Raw genomic sequence first — 19,882 nt, 5'->3', positions numbered from 1 at the left:
ATGAAAAAATGCGGCAGAAATTCTTTGATCATTGTTTTAATGTTGTTTTTATTTCTCAATTTGGTCATGATTCCGGTTTTTGCTGATGACAGCAGTCCGATCAAAGATGATAATTTAAGAATGGCAATCAATTAAAAATTAATGAAATCGGAAGATTATCAGCCAACTGTTCAAGATTTACAAAATATGAGAGGATCTTTGTGGGCTTCTGATGTGAGTGATCTATCTGGACTTGAATACGCAACCAACATAACTGAACTGGATTTGTATTTAAATTCGGAATTAAATGATTCCGATCTTAATTTAAAGGCTTTATCCAATTTGAATAATTTGGATAAATTGTCACTTTACAGTGGTCAAATATCGGACATAAGCACCTTAGAAAATCTGACAAACTTGTCACATTTGTCTTTGGAAAACAATCGAATTTCTGATATTAGTATTTTAAACAATTTCACAGAATTAAAATATCTCAACTTGTTTGGAAATCAAATTTCTGACATCTCGCCCTTAAAGAATTTAACAAAATTAGAATACTTGACTTTATCAAACAATCAAATTTCTGATATTTCTTCTTTGAGTGGTTTAAAAAATTTGAGGTTTTTATACATTTACAGCAATCGAATTTCAGATGTTACCCCTCTTGAAAATTTGGTAAATTTGGAATATTTGGACCTGTCCGGTAATCAACTTTCTGACGTCTCATCTCTGAATAATCTAAAGAAATTGAAAATATTATCTTTGCGGATTAATCAGATTTCCGATGTTTCTCAGCTTAATAATTTAAAAAAATTGGAAACATTGGAATTGTCAAATAATCAGATTTCTGATTTTTCAGGTTTGAGTGTTCTTCCAAATTTAAGAACACTTGATTTGCAAACGAATCAAATCTCAGATATCAAAAGTTTATCTGATTTTCCGAAATTGAATGAAGTTTATTTGAGTGACAACCAAATCACAAGTGCGGTGGGTCTGAATAAATCATCAAGTATTAAGGTTTTACATTTAAACAGCAATCAGTTTTCAAATACGGATGGTTTGGGTAATTTAACAAAATTAAAACATTTGTCTTTGAGTCATAACCAAATTTCCGATGTTTCCGGTCTGAGAAATTTGAAAAAATTAAATCATCTATCGTTATACAACAATCAAATTTCCGACATTTCCGCTTTAAGCAACCTGAAAAAACTGAACAGCTTATCTTTAGACAACAATCAAATTTCCGATATCAGTGCATTAAATCAATCAAAAAAACTGGTTTATTTAGGATTGGGAAATAACCAAATTTCTGATCTTTCCGCTTTAAGCAACCTGAAAAAACTGGGCAGTTTATCTTTAAACAACAATCAGATTTCTGACTTTTCCGCTTTGAGCAGCTTGAAAAATTTGTATTGGCTCTCTTTGTCCGAGAATCAGATTTCTGATATCAGCGCTTTACAAGGTCTTGACATTACAAATATTGCCCTTTCTGATAACAATATCTCCGACATTCAGGTCTTAAGTGAAATGGAATATATGTATTCATTAAATTTGTCCGGCAACCAAGTTTCCGACCTCGGTCCTTTACAAAATCTGACAAGATTGAATCATGTTGATTTAAGCCGCAATCAAATTTCCGACCTCAGTCCTTTAAGTGATTTGACAGAAATGTATTCATTAAGTTTATCCGGCAACCAAGTTTCCGATCTCAGTCCTTTACAAAATCTGACAAGATTGGATCATGTTGATTTAAGTTACAATCAAATTTCTGATATAAGTCCTTTAAATTTGACAGAAATATATGATTTGAATTTATCCGGCAATCAAATTTCCAACCTCGGTTCATTAAATTCAACAGGAATATATCGTTTGAATTTGTCCGGGAATCAAATTTCCGACGTCGGTCCGTTAAGCCATTCAAAGTCTTTGGAGCTCTTGGATTTGTCGGACAATCAAATTTCCAACATCAATTCCTTGGAAAATTTGTCTTCACTGAGAGACTTGTATTTGTCGAATAATCAAATATCAAATACCGGTTCATTCATCGGTCTGAAGAATTTAACTTCGGTTTATTTGTCCGGCAACAAAATTTCCGACGTTTCAAATCTGAGTTTAAGCGATTTACCGAGTTTATCCGCTATGGATTTATCCGATAATCAAATTTCAAATGCCGGTAGCTTGAATAATTTAAATAATTTGCCTCAGCTGGGCATTTTAGTTTTGTCCGGCAATTCCGTTTCAAATATAAACACTCTGAATTTGTCCAATTTGTCCGTTCTCGTTTTGTCGGAAAATCAGACCAATAGCGGCAATTGGCCGAAAACTCAAAATTTAAAATACGTGATCTTATGCGATGATTCGGTAGACGGAATGTATTTCAATCCGAATCAATTTTGGTCCGGCATTTCATTTTCGATGCCCATTTCCTCCGGAAAAGGCATTGAATTGAAAAACGCGGTTTATGATCCGGCCGGAAATCCGATCGTTCCGGATTCCATTTACCCCGGCGGTGTTTATGATTCGAAATCCAATCAAATCGAGTGGGAAGATTTCAGCAAAAATTATTCGTATAACATTGGTTATTCATTTGGATCCGAAACCGATTATCCGGGAAGCGTTGGATATGTTTTGACGTGGGAGGAATCCTCAACTTAAAAAATAAAGAAAAAAATGAAAGGAAAATGAAAGGAAAATGAAAGGAAAATGAAAGGAAAATAAAAAATTGGAAAAAATAACAAAAAAGTTGAACAACCCATTGACTCTTTCGGGTTGTCTTCTTTTTCAAATTTTAAGTATTTTTATTTGTTTTTCAGCTGTTTCAATTCTGTGATAATTTTCTCAGCTTCCTGAATTGTATTTTCCGTCTCTCTTTTTAGATTTGTAACCGGCGTTCTTTTATAATCACATTTTATTCGCAGCCGCTTCATTTTTTTAAGTATTTTTCCGATTTTTCGGTATAGATGGAATTCTGATTTTTCGTATACATCTGCCAAACATGAATGTGAATTTTTTCCCTGTGGTGTCCTGTAATTGAAATTTTTCACAGCGAAGTTTTCCGCATAAAGAAATGCAGCATAATAAGCCCGGCTGACTGCGCAGCGGTAAGCGGATTCTGAAAAAGGACAATTTTCCTGGCTTCCTTTTTGTTTCAGCCATTTTGAAATTTCCAAAAAGTCTTCCGGAAAAGCCATGATCATTCCTCGTTTTCGTTCACATATTTATATTTTCAATTCTTTCTTCAGCAGCAATGTAACTCATTACAAAGACATGATTTGAAATTGTTCCAAATCGTTTGAGCATGAGCTCACTGATTTCAAAAAGTTCGTCGTCTATGTCCGGATTATGGTCTTTCGTTGGAATCATGATCACAATATCTTCGTCATCCCAGTCATATTCGATTTCTATTTTATATGATAAAGATGAAGCATATTTTTCTTCCAAAATCGTTGTTGTGAGCGACAAAACTTCAGCAACAGCCGGTTGTTTGAAAAAGCGTTCTTTGATAAGATCGCTGTCTTCCAAATTGTAAATTCGCTTTTTTTCGAGTTCATTCATGACGGCTTCGATTTTAGACGTCCGAATTCGAAATTGTTTGATTTTTTCAAAGATATTTGGTATTTTAAAAGTATTCGAAATTTTTGTTGTATAAGATCCCATCAATGACGCCTCCTGGTTAGAATTTTGTTATTACAAAAAAGAAAATGTTTGCACTGTATATATGACTATCGAAAATAATAAAAACGAAAAGTTTATAAATTGAAGAAGTAAAAATATTATGAATCAAATGGTTTTTTGAGCAAATGATCTTCAAAAACAGAATCGGAAAGATTGGAAAATGAAAAATAGAATGAAAAATAGAATGGAAGATAAAACAAAAAACAGAATAAAAATAAGATGAAAAACAGATAAAAAATAAGATGAAAAATGTAAAATGGAAAAATAAGAAACTTACTCTTCCGGATTATCCTCTTTCTCAATTCCGTTTCTGACAAAAACGCCGACGCCGTAGTTGCCGGCTAAAACTTCATCCGGCGACATCGCCAACTGGCCGGTTGCCAGCAGACGGTCATTTTCATCCGTCACCAAGATTTCTTCTTTGGCGCGCACATTCGGATCAATGGAAACAATATGTTTTGCAAAAGCGGTTTTTCCTTTGGAAACAAAGGGCACGGCGTCTTCGCAAACCACGGCGCGGAGCGCCGGCGCTTTCAAATGGCTGTGAATTCTTTCGGCGCCTTTCATGCTGAGTGTGAAAAATCCGTCTTTGGCGCGAATCGTTGCGATCCGTTCGCCTGTTGCGGTTCGGACCTGCCGGATTCTTTTGGTTTTGGACAGCAAAAACGTCACGTTGTCATCAAAAAGTGCGGCTCCAGCACCTTTTCCGAATTGGTAGTCCGCCATCGTGCGGACGCGCCGGAGTCTCATGTTTGGATTTGTAGAAGTTGTCGGATTCATGAGATTTAAAAAGCGTCAATACATTTAAATTCATTTCGCAGATAAAATCATTCTATGACGGAAGTGATTATTCTTTGGGACAAGCCCATTCTACTTGAAAATCTGTTCAAAGAATATGAAATCAGCTGCAGAATCGTCATCCCGGATGCGCTCAGCGCGCCTCACATCGGAACAGCGAAAATGATCCTGCTTCCGGCCGGATTTTCATCCGAATACGCCGATTCCGGATTCAAAACAAAACTGTTCAAGGAAAAGTGCGTCAACAAATTGATCGCCTTCGCCGAAAACGGCGGCAAACTTTTGATCTTTTCGCCGCTTCAGGATTTTGATTTTTCGTGGCTGAATTTGCCGATTAAATACAAAAGAGAAGACATCATGGTTTCGGCGGTTTCAAAAACACAAACGGATGCCGAACAAAACCTGACTGCGAAACAAAACCCAATTGCTGAACCAAATCCGGCAGCTGAACAAAAAACCGATCCAATTTGTCTCATCAATCAAGATGACTTTTTCTGCGATGGTTTTTTTGAGATTCCGGCGCCGGAAAACTCAAAAATTCAGATATCCATCATTGAAACAGATCATCTGAACCGGCCGATCCATCTGTCGATTCCGGCCGGAAAAGGAGAAATTATCCTGTCTTCCATTCATGAATTTTTGTCCAAAGAATATTTTGATTCCCTTTTGGTTCATCAAAATGTAAAAATATAAATCAAATCAGGTTAAATTTATTCAATTCTATTCATTTATTTATTATTTATTATTCATCTATTTCGTTATTGTTCATCTATTTCGTTATTGTTCATCTATTTCGTTATTGTTCATTCCATTTTCACTTTATTTTAATTCATACCAGCTCAAGCAGGCAAAAGAATGAGTTCGACAAATCCGTCCGCAGAATCCGATTCCGTCATTCGCGTTTTGGACAAGGACACCATCAACAAAATCGCAGCCGGAGAGGTCATTGAAAAACCGGCCTCCGTCGTCAAAGAATTGGTTGACAACGCGATTGACGCCGGCGCCAAAAACATTTACATCGAACTGAAAGACAGCGGCAAAAAGATGATTTTGGTTCGCGACGACGGCAAAGGTATGTCCAGAGCTGACGCTGTTTTGTCGTACACGAAACACGCGACCAGCAAACTCAAAGACGCGTCCGATTTGGAAAGCATTCTCACGCTCGGATTCCGCGGCGAAGCGCTGTCGTCGATCAGCGCGATTTCCAAATTTGAACTCGTCACGAAAAGAAAAGCCGATGCGGTCGGAACCCGCATTTATTTGGAAGAAGGAAAAGATCCGGAAATTTCGGACATTGGCGCGCCGGCCGGAACAACTGTTTGCGCCGCCGACATTTTTTACAACACGCCCGCCCGGCTCAAATATCTCAAAAGCGACGCCACGGAATTGTCGCACGTCGTTTCCATCGTCGGCGATTTGATTTTGGCCAACACGGGCATCACCATCACGCTCGTCAACAATAACCGGACCATTCTCAAAAGCGCATCAGCCGATTTGTTCAACGCGATCGTTAACATTTTGGGTCATGACGTTGCCCGCATCATGATTCCGCTTCAGCCGGATCCGGAATCTGAAACCGAATCCAAAACTGAGACTGAGACCGAAACCGAAACAGGCATTCAAATTTCCGGCTACATGTCCAAACCGGAATACACCCGCTCCGCCGCTGACAACATGTATTTTATCGTCAACGACCGTCCGATTTCATCCAAAGAACTGATCAAAGCCGTCCGTTTGGGTTATTATACGAAAATCCCGAACAACCGCTACCCATCGGTTGTGATTCGAATCACCGTCGATCCGAAAACCGTTGACATCAACGTTCACCCGCGAAAAGTCGAGGTGCGTTTCCAAAATGAAAAAGCCCTTTTGAAATTGGTCTCGGAATCGATTGAAAGAACGTTAAAAGCTTTCGAGCTGGCGCCTCAAATCAAAGCCGAGAGCACGAAAAAAGTGATTGAAAAATCGTTTTCCGACTTCGGGCAAAAGCCGGAATCGAAATCCGGATCCAAGTCTGAATTAAAATCGGAACCAAAACCGGAATCCAAATCGGATCCGGTCGATTCAAATCCGTCTTCCGGTTTCAATGAAAAATCAAAGTCTGAATCATCATCTTTGTTGATAGCAGCGCCGCCCGAAATCGAAATCGCAACCGGAAATTCATCAAACCCGGAAGAAAAAACAAGATCCGCATCCGATTCAACGATTTATGTGAGAGAAACGGCGTCAGAATACGTTGTTTCCAATCCGGCAGCCGGAAATACATTCGGTACCAAATCAGATTCCAAATCTGAAAAACAGTATGTTGCACCGGCTAAAGATACGGAAAAAAGACTCAAAGCGACCGAACGTCTTTTGATGAAAAACGTTGAAAAAGATGCCTCAAATATTGAAGCCGCTGCCACGTCATCAAAAGCGGACGGCAGTACCGGTACCGGCTCAAAATCCAAAAAATCAGCTTCCGAAATTGATTTGTTGGACAACATTCGGATTGTGGGTCAAATTTCCAACCTCTACATCCTGGTTGAGAAAGAAGGCGGACTTTTAATCATTGATCAACACGCCGCTCACGAGCGTATTTTTTACGATTTGTTCAAAAATATGGACAACAAATCCGTTCAAGAATTGATTTCGCCGGCCGTTATTCATTTGTCGCTCAAGGAAAAGATTCTGATGGAAGAATACATTCCGCTTTTGGAAGACGTCGGTTTTGGCATTTCCGAGTTTGGCGACAACTCTTATGCGATCAGTTTTGTGCCGCTGATTTTCGGCCGGATGGAAGACGTGTCCGTTATTTCCGAGTTGATTTCAGACATTTTGTCGTTCGGCAAAGTCAAAGACGCGTCCGGCGCCCGGGAAAATATTATCAAGAGAATGGCTTGCCGCGCAGCGATTAAAGCCGGCGCCGGCTGCACGATGGCGCAGATGGAAAATTTGATCGCGCAGCTCAAAATGACGGAAAATCCCTATTCATGTCCGCACGGAAGGCCGTCAATTCTCGTTTTTTCAAAGAAAGAAATTGAAAAAATGTTTGAGCGGACTTGATAATAAAAACAATAATAGAAAATGGATGAAACTCAATAGAAAATAATAGATGAGAATCCAATAGAAAAGAATGGATGAAACTCAATAGAAAATAATAGATGAGAATCCAATAGAAAAGAATGAATGAGAATCCAATAGAAATAGGTAAAATGGAGCTGCATAAAGGAAAGCGATAAAAACAAAAGGCAAAACTCAAAGTTATTTGTTTTCGGGTTGGATGTTTAATTGTATGGTTTTGAATCATCTGTTTTTCTAAACAGTTCATCCAATTCGATTTTTTGATCAAAATATTTTCCGTTTTCAGTGAATATTTTGATGTTTTTATCTTTGAAATCAATATCATTCGTCCACAAACAAAGATCATATTTTTGACAGACATTCATAATATGAAAATCGTTAAAATCAATGGTGTTGAATTTGTTTTTGCTGATTTTTAAACTCAAATCATTCGAATCATATTCAAAGTTGACCAGATTGACATTGGATAAGATTTGGCAAACGTTTTGACAAACTTCATCAATTGAGGTTGAAAAATCATTTGTTTCTCGGTATTTTTTATAAGAAAATTGATTTTGATTCAGATGATTTTTCAAACAATAATTTTTCCACGATATTTTCAGTGTTCGGTTAAACAACTCGGAAATAACGGTGAAATCCGTATAAAGCTTGGTTTTATTTTTTAAAAATTTGTTGTAATCTCTTTCACAGATATCCGAAAAATAATTATTTTTGGGAAAATAAACAGAAAGAAAAATATTGGTATCAATGAAAATATTCATGGTGAATTTTTCATTGATTTCTTCCGGTTTGAAAACTTTCAATCAAATCCCTCCCACAACTGATTCATAATTTCTTCAAATTCTTTCGGATACTTGTAACAGAGTTCAGCATCCCGAAGTGCGTAATGAATTTGTCTTCGGTTGCCATCGGAAATGTCGACAAATTCAATCAAATCGTCCATGTTTTTTCCGTTGAAATCTCCCGGAAATTCCCAGACGATTGCGTTTATAAAATTGCCAGTGACAATTTCAAAATCCTTAAAAGAAACAACTGCTTTACCATTTTTTTCAATTTCCCGTTTAATTGCCGCATAGACTTTTTTGCCGTCCGTCGACATGACGCCCATGTCGTCGTTGACGATTTGGCGGACATTTAGCTTGTTCATTTTGTTCCTCCGTTCAATGTTTGCGGAATGCATTCGCAAAAAAACAAAAAACAACAATCTATAAAAATTTAATGAAAATCTCAAAAAAACAAAACTTATATATCAGAAATTTAGAATACAAATAAAAATTTGCATCATCATAAAAACAAAACAAAGCAAAATAAAAACAAAGCAAATAAAAATAAAAACAATAAAAAACAAAATCGGCGTCAGTTATTTGTTATCTTCATTCTTTGCTCAAGATGGGGTAACTCTCATCATTCGCCATTCGTTCCTTATATGGATGGTCTTATTTATGAGTAATGCCCTTAAGGCAAGGGAGATCTTCTATGGAATTGACGTTTAAAGCGGTGGACAATGTTCCTTTGATTCAGAAAGGAGACGATTTGGCGGATATGATTTACCGGCTGGCCGACTTGCACGACAACGACATTGTCGTGATTGCGTCCACCATTGTTTCCAAATCTCTCGGACTCACTTTTTATTTATCAGACGTCACGCCGGGCGAAGAAGCCCAACGCATCGCCCGCTTGAATCACAAAGAACCGGCATTTGTTCAAGCCGTTTTGGATGAAAGCTTGGAGGTTTTTGTCGAAACCCCGTTCATGCTCGTTCGGAACAAAAACCGTCACATTTGCATTAACGCCGGCATCGACGGCTCCAACGTCGGCGGCGACCGTCTTTTGAAGCTTCCTGAAAATCCGGACAAGCACGCCGCCAACATCGGTGAAAAGCTTGAGAAATTGACCGGCAAAAAAATCAGTGTGATCATCACCGATACGAACGGACGCGCCTTTAAAGAAGGGCAAACCAACGTCGCAATCGGTCTTTACAAAATCAAAGCGCTTCGGACTTGGATCGGCGAAAAAGATTTGTTCGGATATGTTCTCGAAATCTCCGAGGAAGCCGTCGTTGACGAAATCGCCGGCGCCGCCAATCTCATCATGGGCGAAGGCGCCAACGGCTACCCGGTCGTCATCGCTCGCGGATTGAATCTTTATGCACCGGAAACGGCCGGCATCACCGAATTTTATCGACAAGAAAAAGACGATGTGATTGTCCAAGGTCTTTTGGAAATTAAAAACAAAGGCAGAAATTGAGGCCAAATAAAAACCGGCATGCTTTTTTAAAACCGTCTTCAAAAATGAACGCCATAACGCGCGCGTTGCCGGCGCTCAAAAAACGAAAAGCAATTTTTGAAATTATCATATTTTATAATTGAGAATATTTCTCTTTTTGATCCATTTTCCTTGACTTTCATGTCTGATTCATCATTATTTAATCTTAAATTTATTTAAATTATTAATATATATCAAAACCTATATATCTTTTCAATGCCTTGAGAGGGAGCACGCAATTATTTCAAAAATAACATTTGGAAATAATTGTTTAAAAAAAACAAAGACCTCCATTTAAGACATTAGTCAGACCCCAAATAATTAAAAACATATAATAACGAAAATAAATCGAAACCGGCGGTGTCGTTCCCGCCGTTTCGCTGCTTTTTTACTTTTATTTATTATTTGTCAGCTGTTTTTTAAACTGTTTTTCAAAAATAGAATCCATTTTTGGATTATTTCTATCAAAAATTGTTATTTTTTATCAAAAACTGCATAGAGCATACTCAATGTTCCGATGCCGAGCGGTTCCTGAACAATCTTGACGTTATACTTCTCCTGAAGTGTTTTCGAAAGCCCGCACGGAATTCCGGGCGTCGACAAAACCGAGCCGTTGGTCAAGCAGCATTCCGGAACCGTATCGGCAGCCGGTGTTGCTTCAAAAATTTTATCGAATTTGCAGCCGGCGTTCGGATCGTATTTTTTGATTTTCCCGGAACTGTTCGGCGGACAGCGGTAACCGGAACCGCCAACGACTTCATTGAGCCGGCGGGAATCCGCGTCAAAAACAGAGATGGAATAACCGTAATCCAAAAATGTTTCCAGCGCCGGCGTTCCGACTTTTCCGAGACCGATGACCAGCACTTCTTTGGCGGCAGCGTCCGGCGTCGGCATCCGGCACAAAATTTCAGCGTACACGCGGCCGGTACAAATCTGATTGTGCGCGATTTTTTGGCTTTTCAAATTGTAAGCGACAAACGCCAAATCGTCGGCCATTAAAATAATATCCGCGCCGCTTGTGACCGCTTCATAAAATCCGGCGATGTCCGTGTTTTTCGTAATAAATCCGTCCATGCCGAAATGCTGAACGGTGAAAAGCAGAGATTCGGAAAAACGGCCGATAATACCGCAGCCGGCCGTCACCGGAATGATTGCGATTTTCTCATTTTTCTTTTCCGTTTTGTAAATGTCGGCGCACAGCCGGTCCAAAGAAAGGCCGGTCAGCGTGCAAACCAAATTATCGTTTTCGACCAAAGCGTCGGTCATATTTTGTAAATCGTCCGGGGTTAAAAGCGCCATAAATGATCCTCTTGTTGTCTCTTGTTATTATTTTAAAATGGTAAACGGGTGTGCAGAATGAATCCTTCAATCTGATTGAATGAAATCAAATTTTAACCAAATCGTTTCAACCAAATTTTTCAGCTAAATTGATTCAATCAGATTTTGAAATGTAAAAATATGAAAACAAAAATTTAAAAAAACGTTATTCACTGCACTATGTGTTTTTTTCGAGGACCATCAGCTTCGCCGCTTCGTGATATTTTTCAGCTTCTTCTTGCGAACCGCTGTGGCTGATGATGGTGTAAGCGCGGTATTTTTGATCGGCGAATTCGTAAATTTCAATGTTTTCGCTCACGAATATCGGCGTTAATTTCTTTCCTTTGGACACCAAATGTTCGCCGCCGGACGTCAATTTTCCGTAAACCGGCGCCACGTTTGTTTCTTCATAGATGAAGTGTTCCAAAATACAATACTGACCGACGTATTTGTCACAAGAAGCTTTTTTTAAGCTGCCGACGCCATAGTTTTTTCCGAACGCTTCAATCAAAAGAGAAATCAGGTTCACGCCGGAAGAGAAATAAACGCAAATCGGCGTCTGACTCGGGAACCGGGCGTCAATTTCCAAAACCTTAAAGCCTTTTTGGCCTTTGATCGCTTCAACGTCCATGATACCTTTTAAGTTGAGGCCTTTGGCCAAATCCAGTGTGATTTTCCGAAGATCCGAACTTTCCGGAAGCGGTGTCACCTGATTGCAGTCGTAAACGTCGTCCAAGTGAATATGCGTTTCCTTCACCACGTTATAGTGTTTCCCGTCGCCGATTACTTCCAAAGACCAAACCGGGCCTTCGACGTATTCTTCAATCAAATAACCGGCCGGAACGGATTCCAATTCCTTTTCGGTCCGAACGATTCGGGCGTTGGTGCTGCCGCTCTCATTCGGCGGCTTGATGAAAAACGGCGGTTCCGTCGGGCGGTCGGCCGGCGTCGGAACGTTGACGGACCGGAAATAATTTTTAGATTTATTTTTGTCGCAGCTGATCCGGTATGCGCCGAAATCAAAAAGAAGGGCGCAAGATGGGCTGATTTCGGATTGAACTGCTTCCAAAAAGTCGATCGTTTTTTGGTTTTCGTTGACAGGCAGCATAAAATCTGCGTTTTGCGAAATCTCAACGAATCTTTTCTTGTCGGCCGTCACGTCAAAACAGTGAAACTCGTCCGCGAATTCGCGGGCGAGAGCGTCTTTATTTTTGTCAATCAAAATGACATGAAGACCGGCTTTTTGAGACAAATAAGCGGCTTCCACGCCCTGAAGTTTTCCCCCGATCAAACAAATGCGTTTGCCGGATTTTTGAAAATCCGGACGAAAAACGTTCAACTGATCCCCCATTGATTTACCAGATAAACACATAGTCTAAATCCGTCTCCATTTTTACACATTGACACAATAATTGTTGTTTATGATCGTTCGCTTAAGAGTGTTTTTTAAGGAATAATTTGATTTCTTCCGAACTTTCCCATCCGGAATCCAATTCAGCGATCACTTCTTCGATCCGGTCGCATTCCGCCAGAATTTGCCGGGCGTTTTTGTCGTCGTTGAGCTGTTCGGTTAAAAGAACGATGGTGGATAATGGATTTCGAATATTGTCCACAATCGTTGCGAATTGCTCGATATTGCTTTCGAGTTGAATGTATGATTTTCGCCGCGCTTCTTCCGCGATTTTTTCCGTGGTGATGTCAATCGCCATCAAAACGCAGCCGATCCCCGCGCCAAAATCATCTTTTGCCGGATTCACGGTCACATACCAATACCGTCCGGTTTCGGTTCTGATTTGAATGGACCGGTTTTCACCGACATCCAGCGCTTCGGTGATGACATCCTGCGGGAAAAAGTCAAATTGAAACGCGTCCACCTTTTTGCTGATGAAATTTTTGGACTGCATCCTCAGTTCCTTGTAAAGAGCCGGGTTTGCCCAGCGGATTTCTTTGTTTTTGTCAAAATAAACCAAAATTTCCGGAATGGCGTTGATAGCAGTGTTTCTTTGAACGTTTTGTTCCTGAATGATTTCTTTGGCTTTCAAAACCCGTGAAATCATGTGCGCCAGCAGAACGCCGAAAACGAGACACAGCAAGAGAACAGACAAATTAAAAAAGAGATTCTCATCCGTCGTGAGCGGAGAAAATAAAAAGTCCAAAACCGTCATCCGCGGATTTGAACCGGCCACCAATCGTGAAAAGGATTCCGCAAGTAAGAATATAAACCCGAGAAGAACGGATAAGATGATGATTTTGTATTGCAGCTTCATGAAAATCACGATTCGTTCAAATGTTTGTAATTGTTTTTAAAATAATGCCGTTATGACATTCGATCTTTTATAATTGTTTTAAAATAATCAAATGACTTGAGTCGTTTTATGATTCTTTTAGTCCTTTTGTGACATTATTTTGAGTCATTTTATGACTGTTTTTATGATAACTTTATTCATTAACTTTGCGATTTTCAAATTCCGGATTTCCGGTTATTCTGATTTCAGATTATTCTGATTTCAGATTCATGACCCGGTTTGCCGTTTCCTTACTTTTTCACCAAACATTTCCACTCATTACCGATCAAGTCTTGGCGTCCGGCTTTAATGAGTGTTTCTTGGATAATGTCCTGATTGTCCGGATTTCTGAACTGAAGGAGCGATCGCTGAATCTTCTTTTCTGTCCGGGTGACGGCGATGTGAATCGGTTCCATCGTAAAAGGATCGAGTCCTGTGTGGAACATGCAAGTTGACACTGTCATCGGCGTCGGCGTGAAATCTTGCACCTGTTCTGTGTAGCGGTTGTTGTCCCGAATGTATTCCGCCATCTCAATGGAGTTTTCAATCGTGCATCCGGGGTGTCCCGAAATTTGGAACGTCACCAAAAACTGGTTCAAATTGAGCCGCTGGTTGATTTCTTTGAATTTGGATTCAAATTCTTCATAGGTTTTCCGGTTCGGCTTGCGCATGACCGCCGTCACGTTGTCGCAGAAATGTTCCGGTGCGACTTTCAGCTGTCCGCCGACATGGTATTTGCACAGCGTTTCCAAATAATCGTCGTCCAAAACCGCCAAGTCAAAGCGGACGCCGTATCCGGTCAAAACGCGTTTGACGCCGGGAATGTCCCGCAGTTCTTTTAAAAGAGACAGCAGCGGCCGGTGATCGGCTTTCAAGGACGGACAAATGTCGGGAACCAGACAGTTTTTATGGGTGCAGGCGCCCCGTTTTTCCCAGTTGGCGCACGTCATTTTGTACATGTTGGCGCTCGGACCGCCGACGCCGCTGATGATCCCGCGGAATCCCGGCGTTTTTGAAATCAAAACAGCTTCCTTGACAATGGATTTTTCACTCCGGTTGCTGATGGCGCGTCCCTGGTGCTGGGTAATCGCACAGAACGAACAGCCGCCGAAACAGCCGCGGTGGCTGGTGATTGAAAATCGGACGACGTCCAAACCGGGAACGGGTTCTGTGTAAGATGGATGTTCCATTCGGGTGTACGGCAATTCGTAAACGAAATCCATTTCATCTTCCGTCAGCGGGCGCATCGGCGGATTTTGAACGATCACGGTTTTCGGATGAACTTGCGCCAGCGCTTTTCCGGTGACCGGATTTTGATTTTCGTAAATAATTTTGAAGGCTTCCGCATATTTTTCCTTGTTGCTGAAAACCTCGTCGAAACTCGGAATTTCGGTCAGGGAGAAATTTGAATTTAAGTCGTCCGACTCGGATTTATTTTTCCATTCCTTCACCGGTATTTTCCAGACGGTTCCCGCAACGCTGCGGATATTTTCAATTTTTTCGCCGTCCGCCATGCGTTTGGCAATTTCCGCCAGCTGCAGTTCGCCCATGCCGTAAACAATCAAATCGATCGGCGCGTCCGCCAAAATGGATTGCCGGACATTGTTGGACAAATAGTCAAATTCCGCAAACCGGCGCAGCGACGCTTCAATGCCGCCGGCAATGACCGGCACGTCCGGATACGCTTCACGAATCCGGTTGGCGTAAGAAATCACGGCGCGGTCCGGCCGAAGCCCGGGTCTTCCGCCCGGCGAATAAGCGTCGGATTCGCGTTTGTTGAGAAGCGGCGTGTAATTGTTGACCAGCGAATCGGTATTGCCCGCGCTCACGGAAAAGAAGAGGCGCGGCTTTCCGAGAATTTCAAAAGATTCCTTTTGGGTCCAATCCGGCTGCGCGATCACGCCGACCCGGAAACCCGCCTGTTCAAGAACGCGTCCGATAATCGCGGTTCCGAACCCGGAATGGTCCACATAAGCGTCGCCGGAAACAAGAATAATATCGAGTTCTTCCCAGCCCTTTTGGCGGGCTTGCGCGAGGCTCATCGGTAAAAAGTCAGAGGTTTTAAATTTGGAATTTCGGCGGCGCTCTTCAAAAGCCGGATAGCCGGCCGCTTCTTTTCCTTGATTCCGTTTGCCGTCAAATGATTTTGAGTCGCTTCGCCCTTCTCTTTGTTTTGAATCGTCGCGATATGTTTTTTTATCGTTTACGGAATCGTTCCGGAACGTTTTTTTTTCGGCGGATTCTTTGGGCTCCGGCTTTTTGACGGCGCCGTCCGTCCGCTTCACAACACCCATCTGCCCGATATTTCTGCCGGCCAGCCGGGAATGTTTGTCCGCCTTTTTTTCCGCCAGCAGCGACGGTGCGGACCGGGCTTCCAGCTGTTTTTTCTTTTCAAACTCCTGCTGCCGTTTTTCAATCTCGACCGTGGAAGGGATTGTTCCCCGGAATCCCAATTGTCCGACCGGTTTTTCGGAAGCGACAACTTGCTTTCGTTCGCCTTTTTTTCCGACTTCAATCACGCCCGAAACGCCGGCTTTTCCAATCTTGACATTTGATTTGGGTTTTGATCTCGGCTTCGCATTCGATTTTAAATTAGAAACTGAGGTGGACGTGGTTGATTTCGGGACCGGTTTCGCACTTAATCTGTTTGAACGCGGCGGATTTGAATTGGATTGGTTTGAGTTTGATCGAGGGTTTGTCCGATCTGAATTTGGTCTGTTCGAATCCGGTTTATTTGAATTGGATTGATTTGAACGGGATTGATTTGAACTTGAGTTCGAATAGGCGTTTGAATTCGAATTTGTTTTTGGTTGAGCATCCACTCTTGGTTTAGAATTTGTGTCAGATGTGTTGCCGGATTTTTTAAAATGAGCATTTGAAATCATGCCGGCCAGTTTTTTATCTTGCGTATTTTTCTTTTGCTTCTCAAAAGAATGATCGTTTTTGTTCTCTTGCGCCATCTTTTTCCTTCCTCTTACGGGTTCATTCTTTCGGAAAATTTCAACGATAAATCGACAGAATGTTTGGCATTTTTGTGCGTCGGGCTGCCGTGTCCCGGATATAAATTTTGAATATCGAGTGTCGTTAATTTTTGAATTGATTGCGTCATTTTTTCCGGCGTTGAGTTTCCGAAATCGGACCGCCCGATACCGCCTTCTGAAAAAATGGTGTCGCCCGAAAACAAAGATTTGGAATTTTTCTCATACAAACACATGCAACCGGACGTGTGTCCCGGCGTGTGAATCACTTCCAAATACTCTTCTTCGCCGTTTTCACCTTTTCCGATCGGGATTTTATCGCCGTCGTGGTAAAAAACGTCGGGCGTCAAATCAGGACAAGCCTGTCCGAAATTGAGCGCGCTTGAAAATTCGGCGTGTTTCAGTGCGTCTGCTTCTGTTTCATAAATGCCGAGTTGTGCGCCGCTTTTTTGAATAATAGCCGGCGCCGCGCCGAAATGATCGAAATGGGCGTGTGTTAAAACAATCAATTCAATGTTGGAAACCGGCACAATCTTTTCCAAACGGGGTAAAACATAATCCGGCGTCATGCCGGCGTCAATCAGTATTTTTTTGTTAATAATGTAAACATTGGAATCGTAATAAGCCGGAACAATTTTCTCTACAATCATCCTTTCATCTCCGTCTTTTCCGTTTATTTTTTATTTTTGACGGCGATCACGCCCAAATGGTCGGCATGGTACGGCGCCAAATCAAATGTTTTTAAAATCTTAAAAGAGACGCCCCAATCATTTTTTTCCAATTTCCGGATTTCGTCTTTAAAGATCTTTTTCGGATTCTCGACAACGTCGATGCTTCTGGCTTTGATCGACAAAATCAAGTGTCCGCCGTCTTTCAGGAAATGCGCGGCGTTCTTGCAAGCGATTTCCGCTTGATTGGCTTGGGCGACGTCCTGAAAAATCACATCAACCGGTTCGACCGCCGGCGCATAAAATTCCGGACGGGACGCATCCGCCAAAATCGGGACAATATTTCTCCGTTTCTCAGACAACAAAACCAAATCCCGCATCGGGCGGTCTGAAAATTCGATTGCGTAAACCATTCCGTTTCCCGTTCCCAAAATATCGGACACGTGGCTGACGGTGGTTCCGGAGGCGGCGCCCAAATACAAAACAACGGAACCCGGCGCGATCGGAATGATTGCCCGCTTGTAATAAAGCGCGCCCAGTTTGCTTCTTTTCGGATCCCAAGACCGGAGTTCGCTGCCGTCGTCGTTTAAGTAAATCTTTTCGCCGTAAACGGAATATCCCGGCGACGCATTTTGTGTTAAAATATTGAATTTTCCCCAAAGGCGGCCTTCAAAGACGCCGTCGGCATATTTTTTAACAGCGGACGCAGACGATTGGTTTGATTGATTTGAATGCGGTTGGCGGTTTTCACCGTTATCAATTTCCTCGAATTTTTCATTCTTTTCCATCGGAAACTCCCCCGTTTGTCTTCTGCGTTTGCGCCTTTTTTTGCTTGTGCGCATCGTTGTGCTGAATCTGTGATATTTTTTGTGTCATCCGTTTCTCAATATCCGGATTCAATTTTCCGGCGTAAAAGTCAGTGCGCGCCGCTAAACTGAGCGCGGACGCAAATGTCCGGGCAATTTTACCGCGCAGACGCATCGGCGCAGTGTTGAGAACCGGATGGCTGAAAATAATACCATGTTTCGGCGACGGCGCTCTTGAGCGGAGGTGTTTCATCATCGCTTTTTCTGCGCCCATCACCTGAAGGCTTCCGGCCGGCATGGTTGCCAAATTTTTAAGGCCGCCCGCCATGCTGATCAAACGCGCGCCCAAAACGACGCCGGCGATTTGAGACACATTTGGCGCAACCGCTTCCATTTTTTCGGAAATATAATCTTCAAGAGCTGATTTTTGAGAATAAAGATTTGAAATGTCTTTGGCAAACGATTGCAAAAGAACCGAGTCTTTCGAATCCAAAGCGGCGCCCATTTTGGTGGCGGACGCTTTTTCCGGCGTCTCTGCAACGGTTGAGACGAAATTTTCGTCAAAAACAAGTTCGGGATAATAATAACTGTACCATTCGAAAAGCCGTTCCGACAAATGGTTGGCGGTTTCGTTGAGATCGTCCAGCGTTTCAACGGCTTGAATGATTTTTTTGTCGTCAGTGAGCGACGCGGAAATTTGAGAACGGGCAACGGCAATAGACACGTCCCGGAGAAGAGAATGATATTCGGCAGCGGAATTGACAAATCCGGATTCAATGGCAACGGCAGCCAAATTCAAGCGCGGAACCGATTTTTGAATCTGTCCGGCATTTCTCGGCTGATCCAACAGGGCCAGCCAGCGGTCTTTCAGTGCGTCTGTTTCTTTTTTTTCCAAAAAAACAACGTCAACTTCGGGTTCAGAGTCGCTTTCTTTTTTAAACTTTAAATCTCCGAACCAAACCGATATGTCAAAAACAGATCCGTCAGACATGCCATTTCGCTCCGCTGTTGTTTGCTTTTGTGAGAATTACTTCGCTGCCGGCCGGCATTTTTTCAAGAAGGGCGGCTTTGATGTTTTCGGAATCTCGGCGACTTTCGGAAAATCCGTAAACGGCCGGACCGAATGAACTGACGCCGGCACCGTAAGCGCCGCATTTTTTCATTTCCGCCATCAAGGCCTTGACTTCCGGCGGCTGGATTTCGACTTCATGTTTCTTAAAACCGACTTTTTGAAGGCGGTCCACGGCGTCGCCGAGGGAAACAATGTCTTTTTCGATAATGGCCGGAACCATCTGCATGAGAATAATATGAGATACTTCAAAAGCTTCAGCTTGCGGAATCGGACAAACGCTTTGGAAAAAGTGTTTTTCCACATCGCCGCTGATGCCCGTATCCGGCGGAACGGCGACAATCACGTCCCAATCCGGAAAATCTTTTCGGAGAAGCAGATCGGCCGGCGGTGCAGTGCTGCGCGACGACGGAACAAACCCGTTTTTGTCCTTGGTTTTGTGGCCGGCGTCAATGATAAAGCCGCCTTTTTCAAAAGAATGAACGCCGATACCGGACGTTCCGCCGCGTTTGGTAAGCGCGGCCAGTTCCCGGACATTTTTGTTGAGACCGTAGAGTTCGTTGACGGCCATCGCAGCCGAAAGCGCCAGCTGCGTTCCGGAACCGAGACCGATGTGTTGTTTCACATCGGAAAGCAAGTGAATTTCAATACCATTCCCGTCCAAAAGCGGGGAAATGGATTTTTGGATATAATCGAAAAGTTCCGTTCCGGATTCCAGCGGCGTTTGATCGGCGCCGGTGACGGAAAGAACGTCGGATTTTTTCGCACGCATGCGGACCCCGCCCTCTTCAAGCGTCAAGCCGGCGCTGCCGTCTTGACGGCCGAAACTGCCGTTCATATCGATCAACGTCATATGAACGCGGGAAGGCGTCGTTATTTCAAACATAAAATCACTGAAATGAGAAGGGTGCGAATTGAAATTAATAAAATGATTGATGGACTGAATAAAAACAGTTCACATATAAATAGTAATGGAGAA

General features: G+C 42.2%; 17 protein-coding genes and 1 pseudogene. 5 read left to right on the top strand and 13 right to left on the bottom strand.

Going from position 1 to position 19,882, the window contains the following annotated elements; translation table 11 throughout:
* Positions 1-141 precede the first annotated feature (141 nt).
* Both MsAg5_RS09380 and MsAg5_RS09375 read left to right on the top strand, forming a co-directional pair.
* Positions 142-1,362 (top strand): annotated as a pseudogene (locus MsAg5_RS09380) (leucine-rich repeat domain-containing protein); the annotation flags it as partial.
* Between the two features lie 39 nt (positions 1,363-1,401).
* Entirely contained in the window at positions 1,402-2,634 is a 1,233-nt protein-coding gene (locus MsAg5_RS09375; RefSeq protein ID WP_420846991.1) for a leucine-rich repeat domain-containing protein, read from the top strand.
* A 143-nt stretch (positions 2,635-2,777) separates the two neighbouring features.
* Here MsAg5_RS09375 and MsAg5_RS01745 read toward each other — a convergent pair whose 3' ends face one another.
* From MsAg5_RS01745 to MsAg5_RS01735, 3 genes are all read right to left on the bottom strand, one after another.
* Positions 2,778-3,149 (bottom strand): HEPN domain-containing protein, encoded by a 372-nt coding sequence (locus MsAg5_RS01745; protein WP_338098896.1) that lies wholly within the window; start codon positions 3,147-3,149, stop codon positions 2,778-2,780.
* A gap of 40 nt (positions 3,150-3,189) precedes the next feature.
* Positions 3,190-3,636 (bottom strand): hypothetical protein, encoded by a 447-nt coding sequence (locus tag MsAg5_RS01740; protein ID WP_338098895.1) that lies wholly within the window; start codon positions 3,634-3,636, stop codon positions 3,190-3,192.
* Between the two features lie 291 nt (positions 3,637-3,927).
* Complete coding sequence (locus MsAg5_RS01735) at positions 3,928-4,434, bottom strand: PUA domain-containing protein (RefSeq protein WP_338098894.1); 507 nt, start codon at positions 4,432-4,434, stop codon at positions 3,928-3,930.
* A 54-nt stretch (positions 4,435-4,488) separates the two neighbouring features.
* Between MsAg5_RS01735 and MsAg5_RS01730 the strand changes: the two genes are divergently transcribed.
* Both MsAg5_RS01730 and mutL read left to right on the top strand, forming a co-directional pair.
* Positions 4,489-5,145: a hypothetical protein gene (locus MsAg5_RS01730; RefSeq protein ID WP_338098893.1), complete on the top strand. Its 657-nt coding sequence runs from the start codon at positions 4,489-4,491 to the stop codon at positions 5,143-5,145.
* A gap of 162 nt (positions 5,146-5,307) precedes the next feature.
* Positions 5,308-7,497, top strand: coding sequence for a DNA mismatch repair endonuclease MutL (gene mutL, locus MsAg5_RS01725; protein ID WP_338098892.1), 2,190 nt, complete (start codon positions 5,308-5,310; stop codon positions 7,495-7,497).
* A gap of 221 nt (positions 7,498-7,718) precedes the next feature.
* Here the strand turns inward: mutL and MsAg5_RS09370 are convergent, their stop codons facing one another.
* Positions 7,719-8,276: a type II toxin-antitoxin system VapC family toxin gene (locus MsAg5_RS09370; protein WP_420846990.1), complete on the bottom strand. Its 558-nt coding sequence runs from the start codon at positions 8,274-8,276 to the stop codon at positions 7,719-7,721.
* Positions 8,277-8,314: 38 nt separating this feature from the next.
* The gene (locus tag MsAg5_RS01720) at positions 8,315-8,662 is read right to left on the bottom strand and encodes a hypothetical protein (RefSeq protein WP_338098891.1); all 348 of its coding nucleotides are present in this window, start codon (positions 8,660-8,662) and stop codon (positions 8,315-8,317) included.
* A 329-nt stretch (positions 8,663-8,991) separates the two neighbouring features.
* On the opposite strand from MsAg5_RS01720, the gene MsAg5_RS01715 reads away from it, so the two are divergent.
* A complete protein-coding gene (locus MsAg5_RS01715; protein ID WP_338098890.1) occupies positions 8,992-9,762 on the top strand; it encodes a coenzyme F420-0:L-glutamate ligase in 771 nt (256 codons plus the stop codon).
* A 492-nt stretch (positions 9,763-10,254) separates the two neighbouring features.
* On the opposite strand, the gene pylD is transcribed toward MsAg5_RS01715, so the two are convergent.
* The 8 genes from pylD to MsAg5_RS01675 all read right to left on the bottom strand — a co-directional run bounded on the left by pylD (position 10,255) and on the right by MsAg5_RS01675 (position 19,789).
* Positions 10,255-11,079 carry a 3-methylornithyl-N6-L-lysine dehydrogenase PylD gene (gene pylD, locus MsAg5_RS01710; protein WP_338098889.1) on the bottom strand — a complete coding sequence of 275 codons (825 nt, stop codon included), beginning with the start codon at positions 11,077-11,079 and terminating at the stop codon, positions 10,255-10,257.
* Between the two features lie 196 nt (positions 11,080-11,275).
* Positions 11,276-12,436 (bottom strand): 3-methylornithine--L-lysine ligase PylC, encoded by a 1,161-nt coding sequence (gene pylC / locus MsAg5_RS01705; RefSeq protein ID WP_338098888.1) that lies wholly within the window; start codon positions 12,434-12,436, stop codon positions 11,276-11,278.
* A 94-nt stretch (positions 12,437-12,530) separates the two neighbouring features.
* Positions 12,531-13,364 (bottom strand): PAS domain-containing protein, encoded by an 834-nt coding sequence (locus tag MsAg5_RS01700; RefSeq protein WP_338098887.1) that lies wholly within the window; start codon positions 13,362-13,364, stop codon positions 12,531-12,533.
* A gap of 269 nt (positions 13,365-13,633) precedes the next feature.
* On the bottom strand, positions 13,634-16,342 hold the full coding sequence (locus MsAg5_RS01695; RefSeq protein WP_338098886.1) for a YgiQ family radical SAM protein: 2,709 nt from the start codon (positions 16,340-16,342) through the stop codon (positions 13,634-13,636).
* Between the two features lie 14 nt (positions 16,343-16,356).
* Complete coding sequence (locus MsAg5_RS01690; protein WP_338098885.1) at positions 16,357-17,010, bottom strand: MBL fold metallo-hydrolase; 654 nt, start codon at positions 17,008-17,010, stop codon at positions 16,357-16,359.
* Positions 17,011-17,033: 23 nt separating this feature from the next.
* Complete coding sequence (locus tag MsAg5_RS01685) at positions 17,034-17,816, bottom strand: fibrillarin-like rRNA/tRNA 2'-O-methyltransferase (protein ID WP_338098884.1); 783 nt, start codon at positions 17,814-17,816, stop codon at positions 17,034-17,036.
* Entirely contained in the window at positions 17,803-18,825 is a 1,023-nt protein-coding gene (locus MsAg5_RS01680; protein WP_338098883.1) for an NOP5/NOP56 family protein, read from the bottom strand. The genes MsAg5_RS01685 and MsAg5_RS01680 overlap by 14 nt, the downstream gene beginning before the upstream one ends.
* Positions 18,818-19,789, bottom strand: a complete 972-nt coding sequence (locus MsAg5_RS01675; protein WP_338098882.1) for a beta-ribofuranosylaminobenzene 5'-phosphate synthase — start codon at positions 19,787-19,789, stop codon at positions 18,818-18,820. Before MsAg5_RS01675 ends, MsAg5_RS01680 begins: the two co-directional genes overlap by 8 nt.
* Positions 19,790-19,882 lie beyond the last annotated feature (93 nt).

It is taken from the genome of Methanolapillus africanus (assembly GCF_032714475.1).
Taxonomy (GTDB): domain Archaea; phylum Halobacteriota; class Methanosarcinia; order Methanosarcinales; family Methanosarcinaceae; genus Methanolapillus; species Methanolapillus africanus.
The sequence above is the reverse complement of the archived record's forward strand: the minus strand, read 5'-3'. Positions and strand labels throughout refer to the sequence as shown.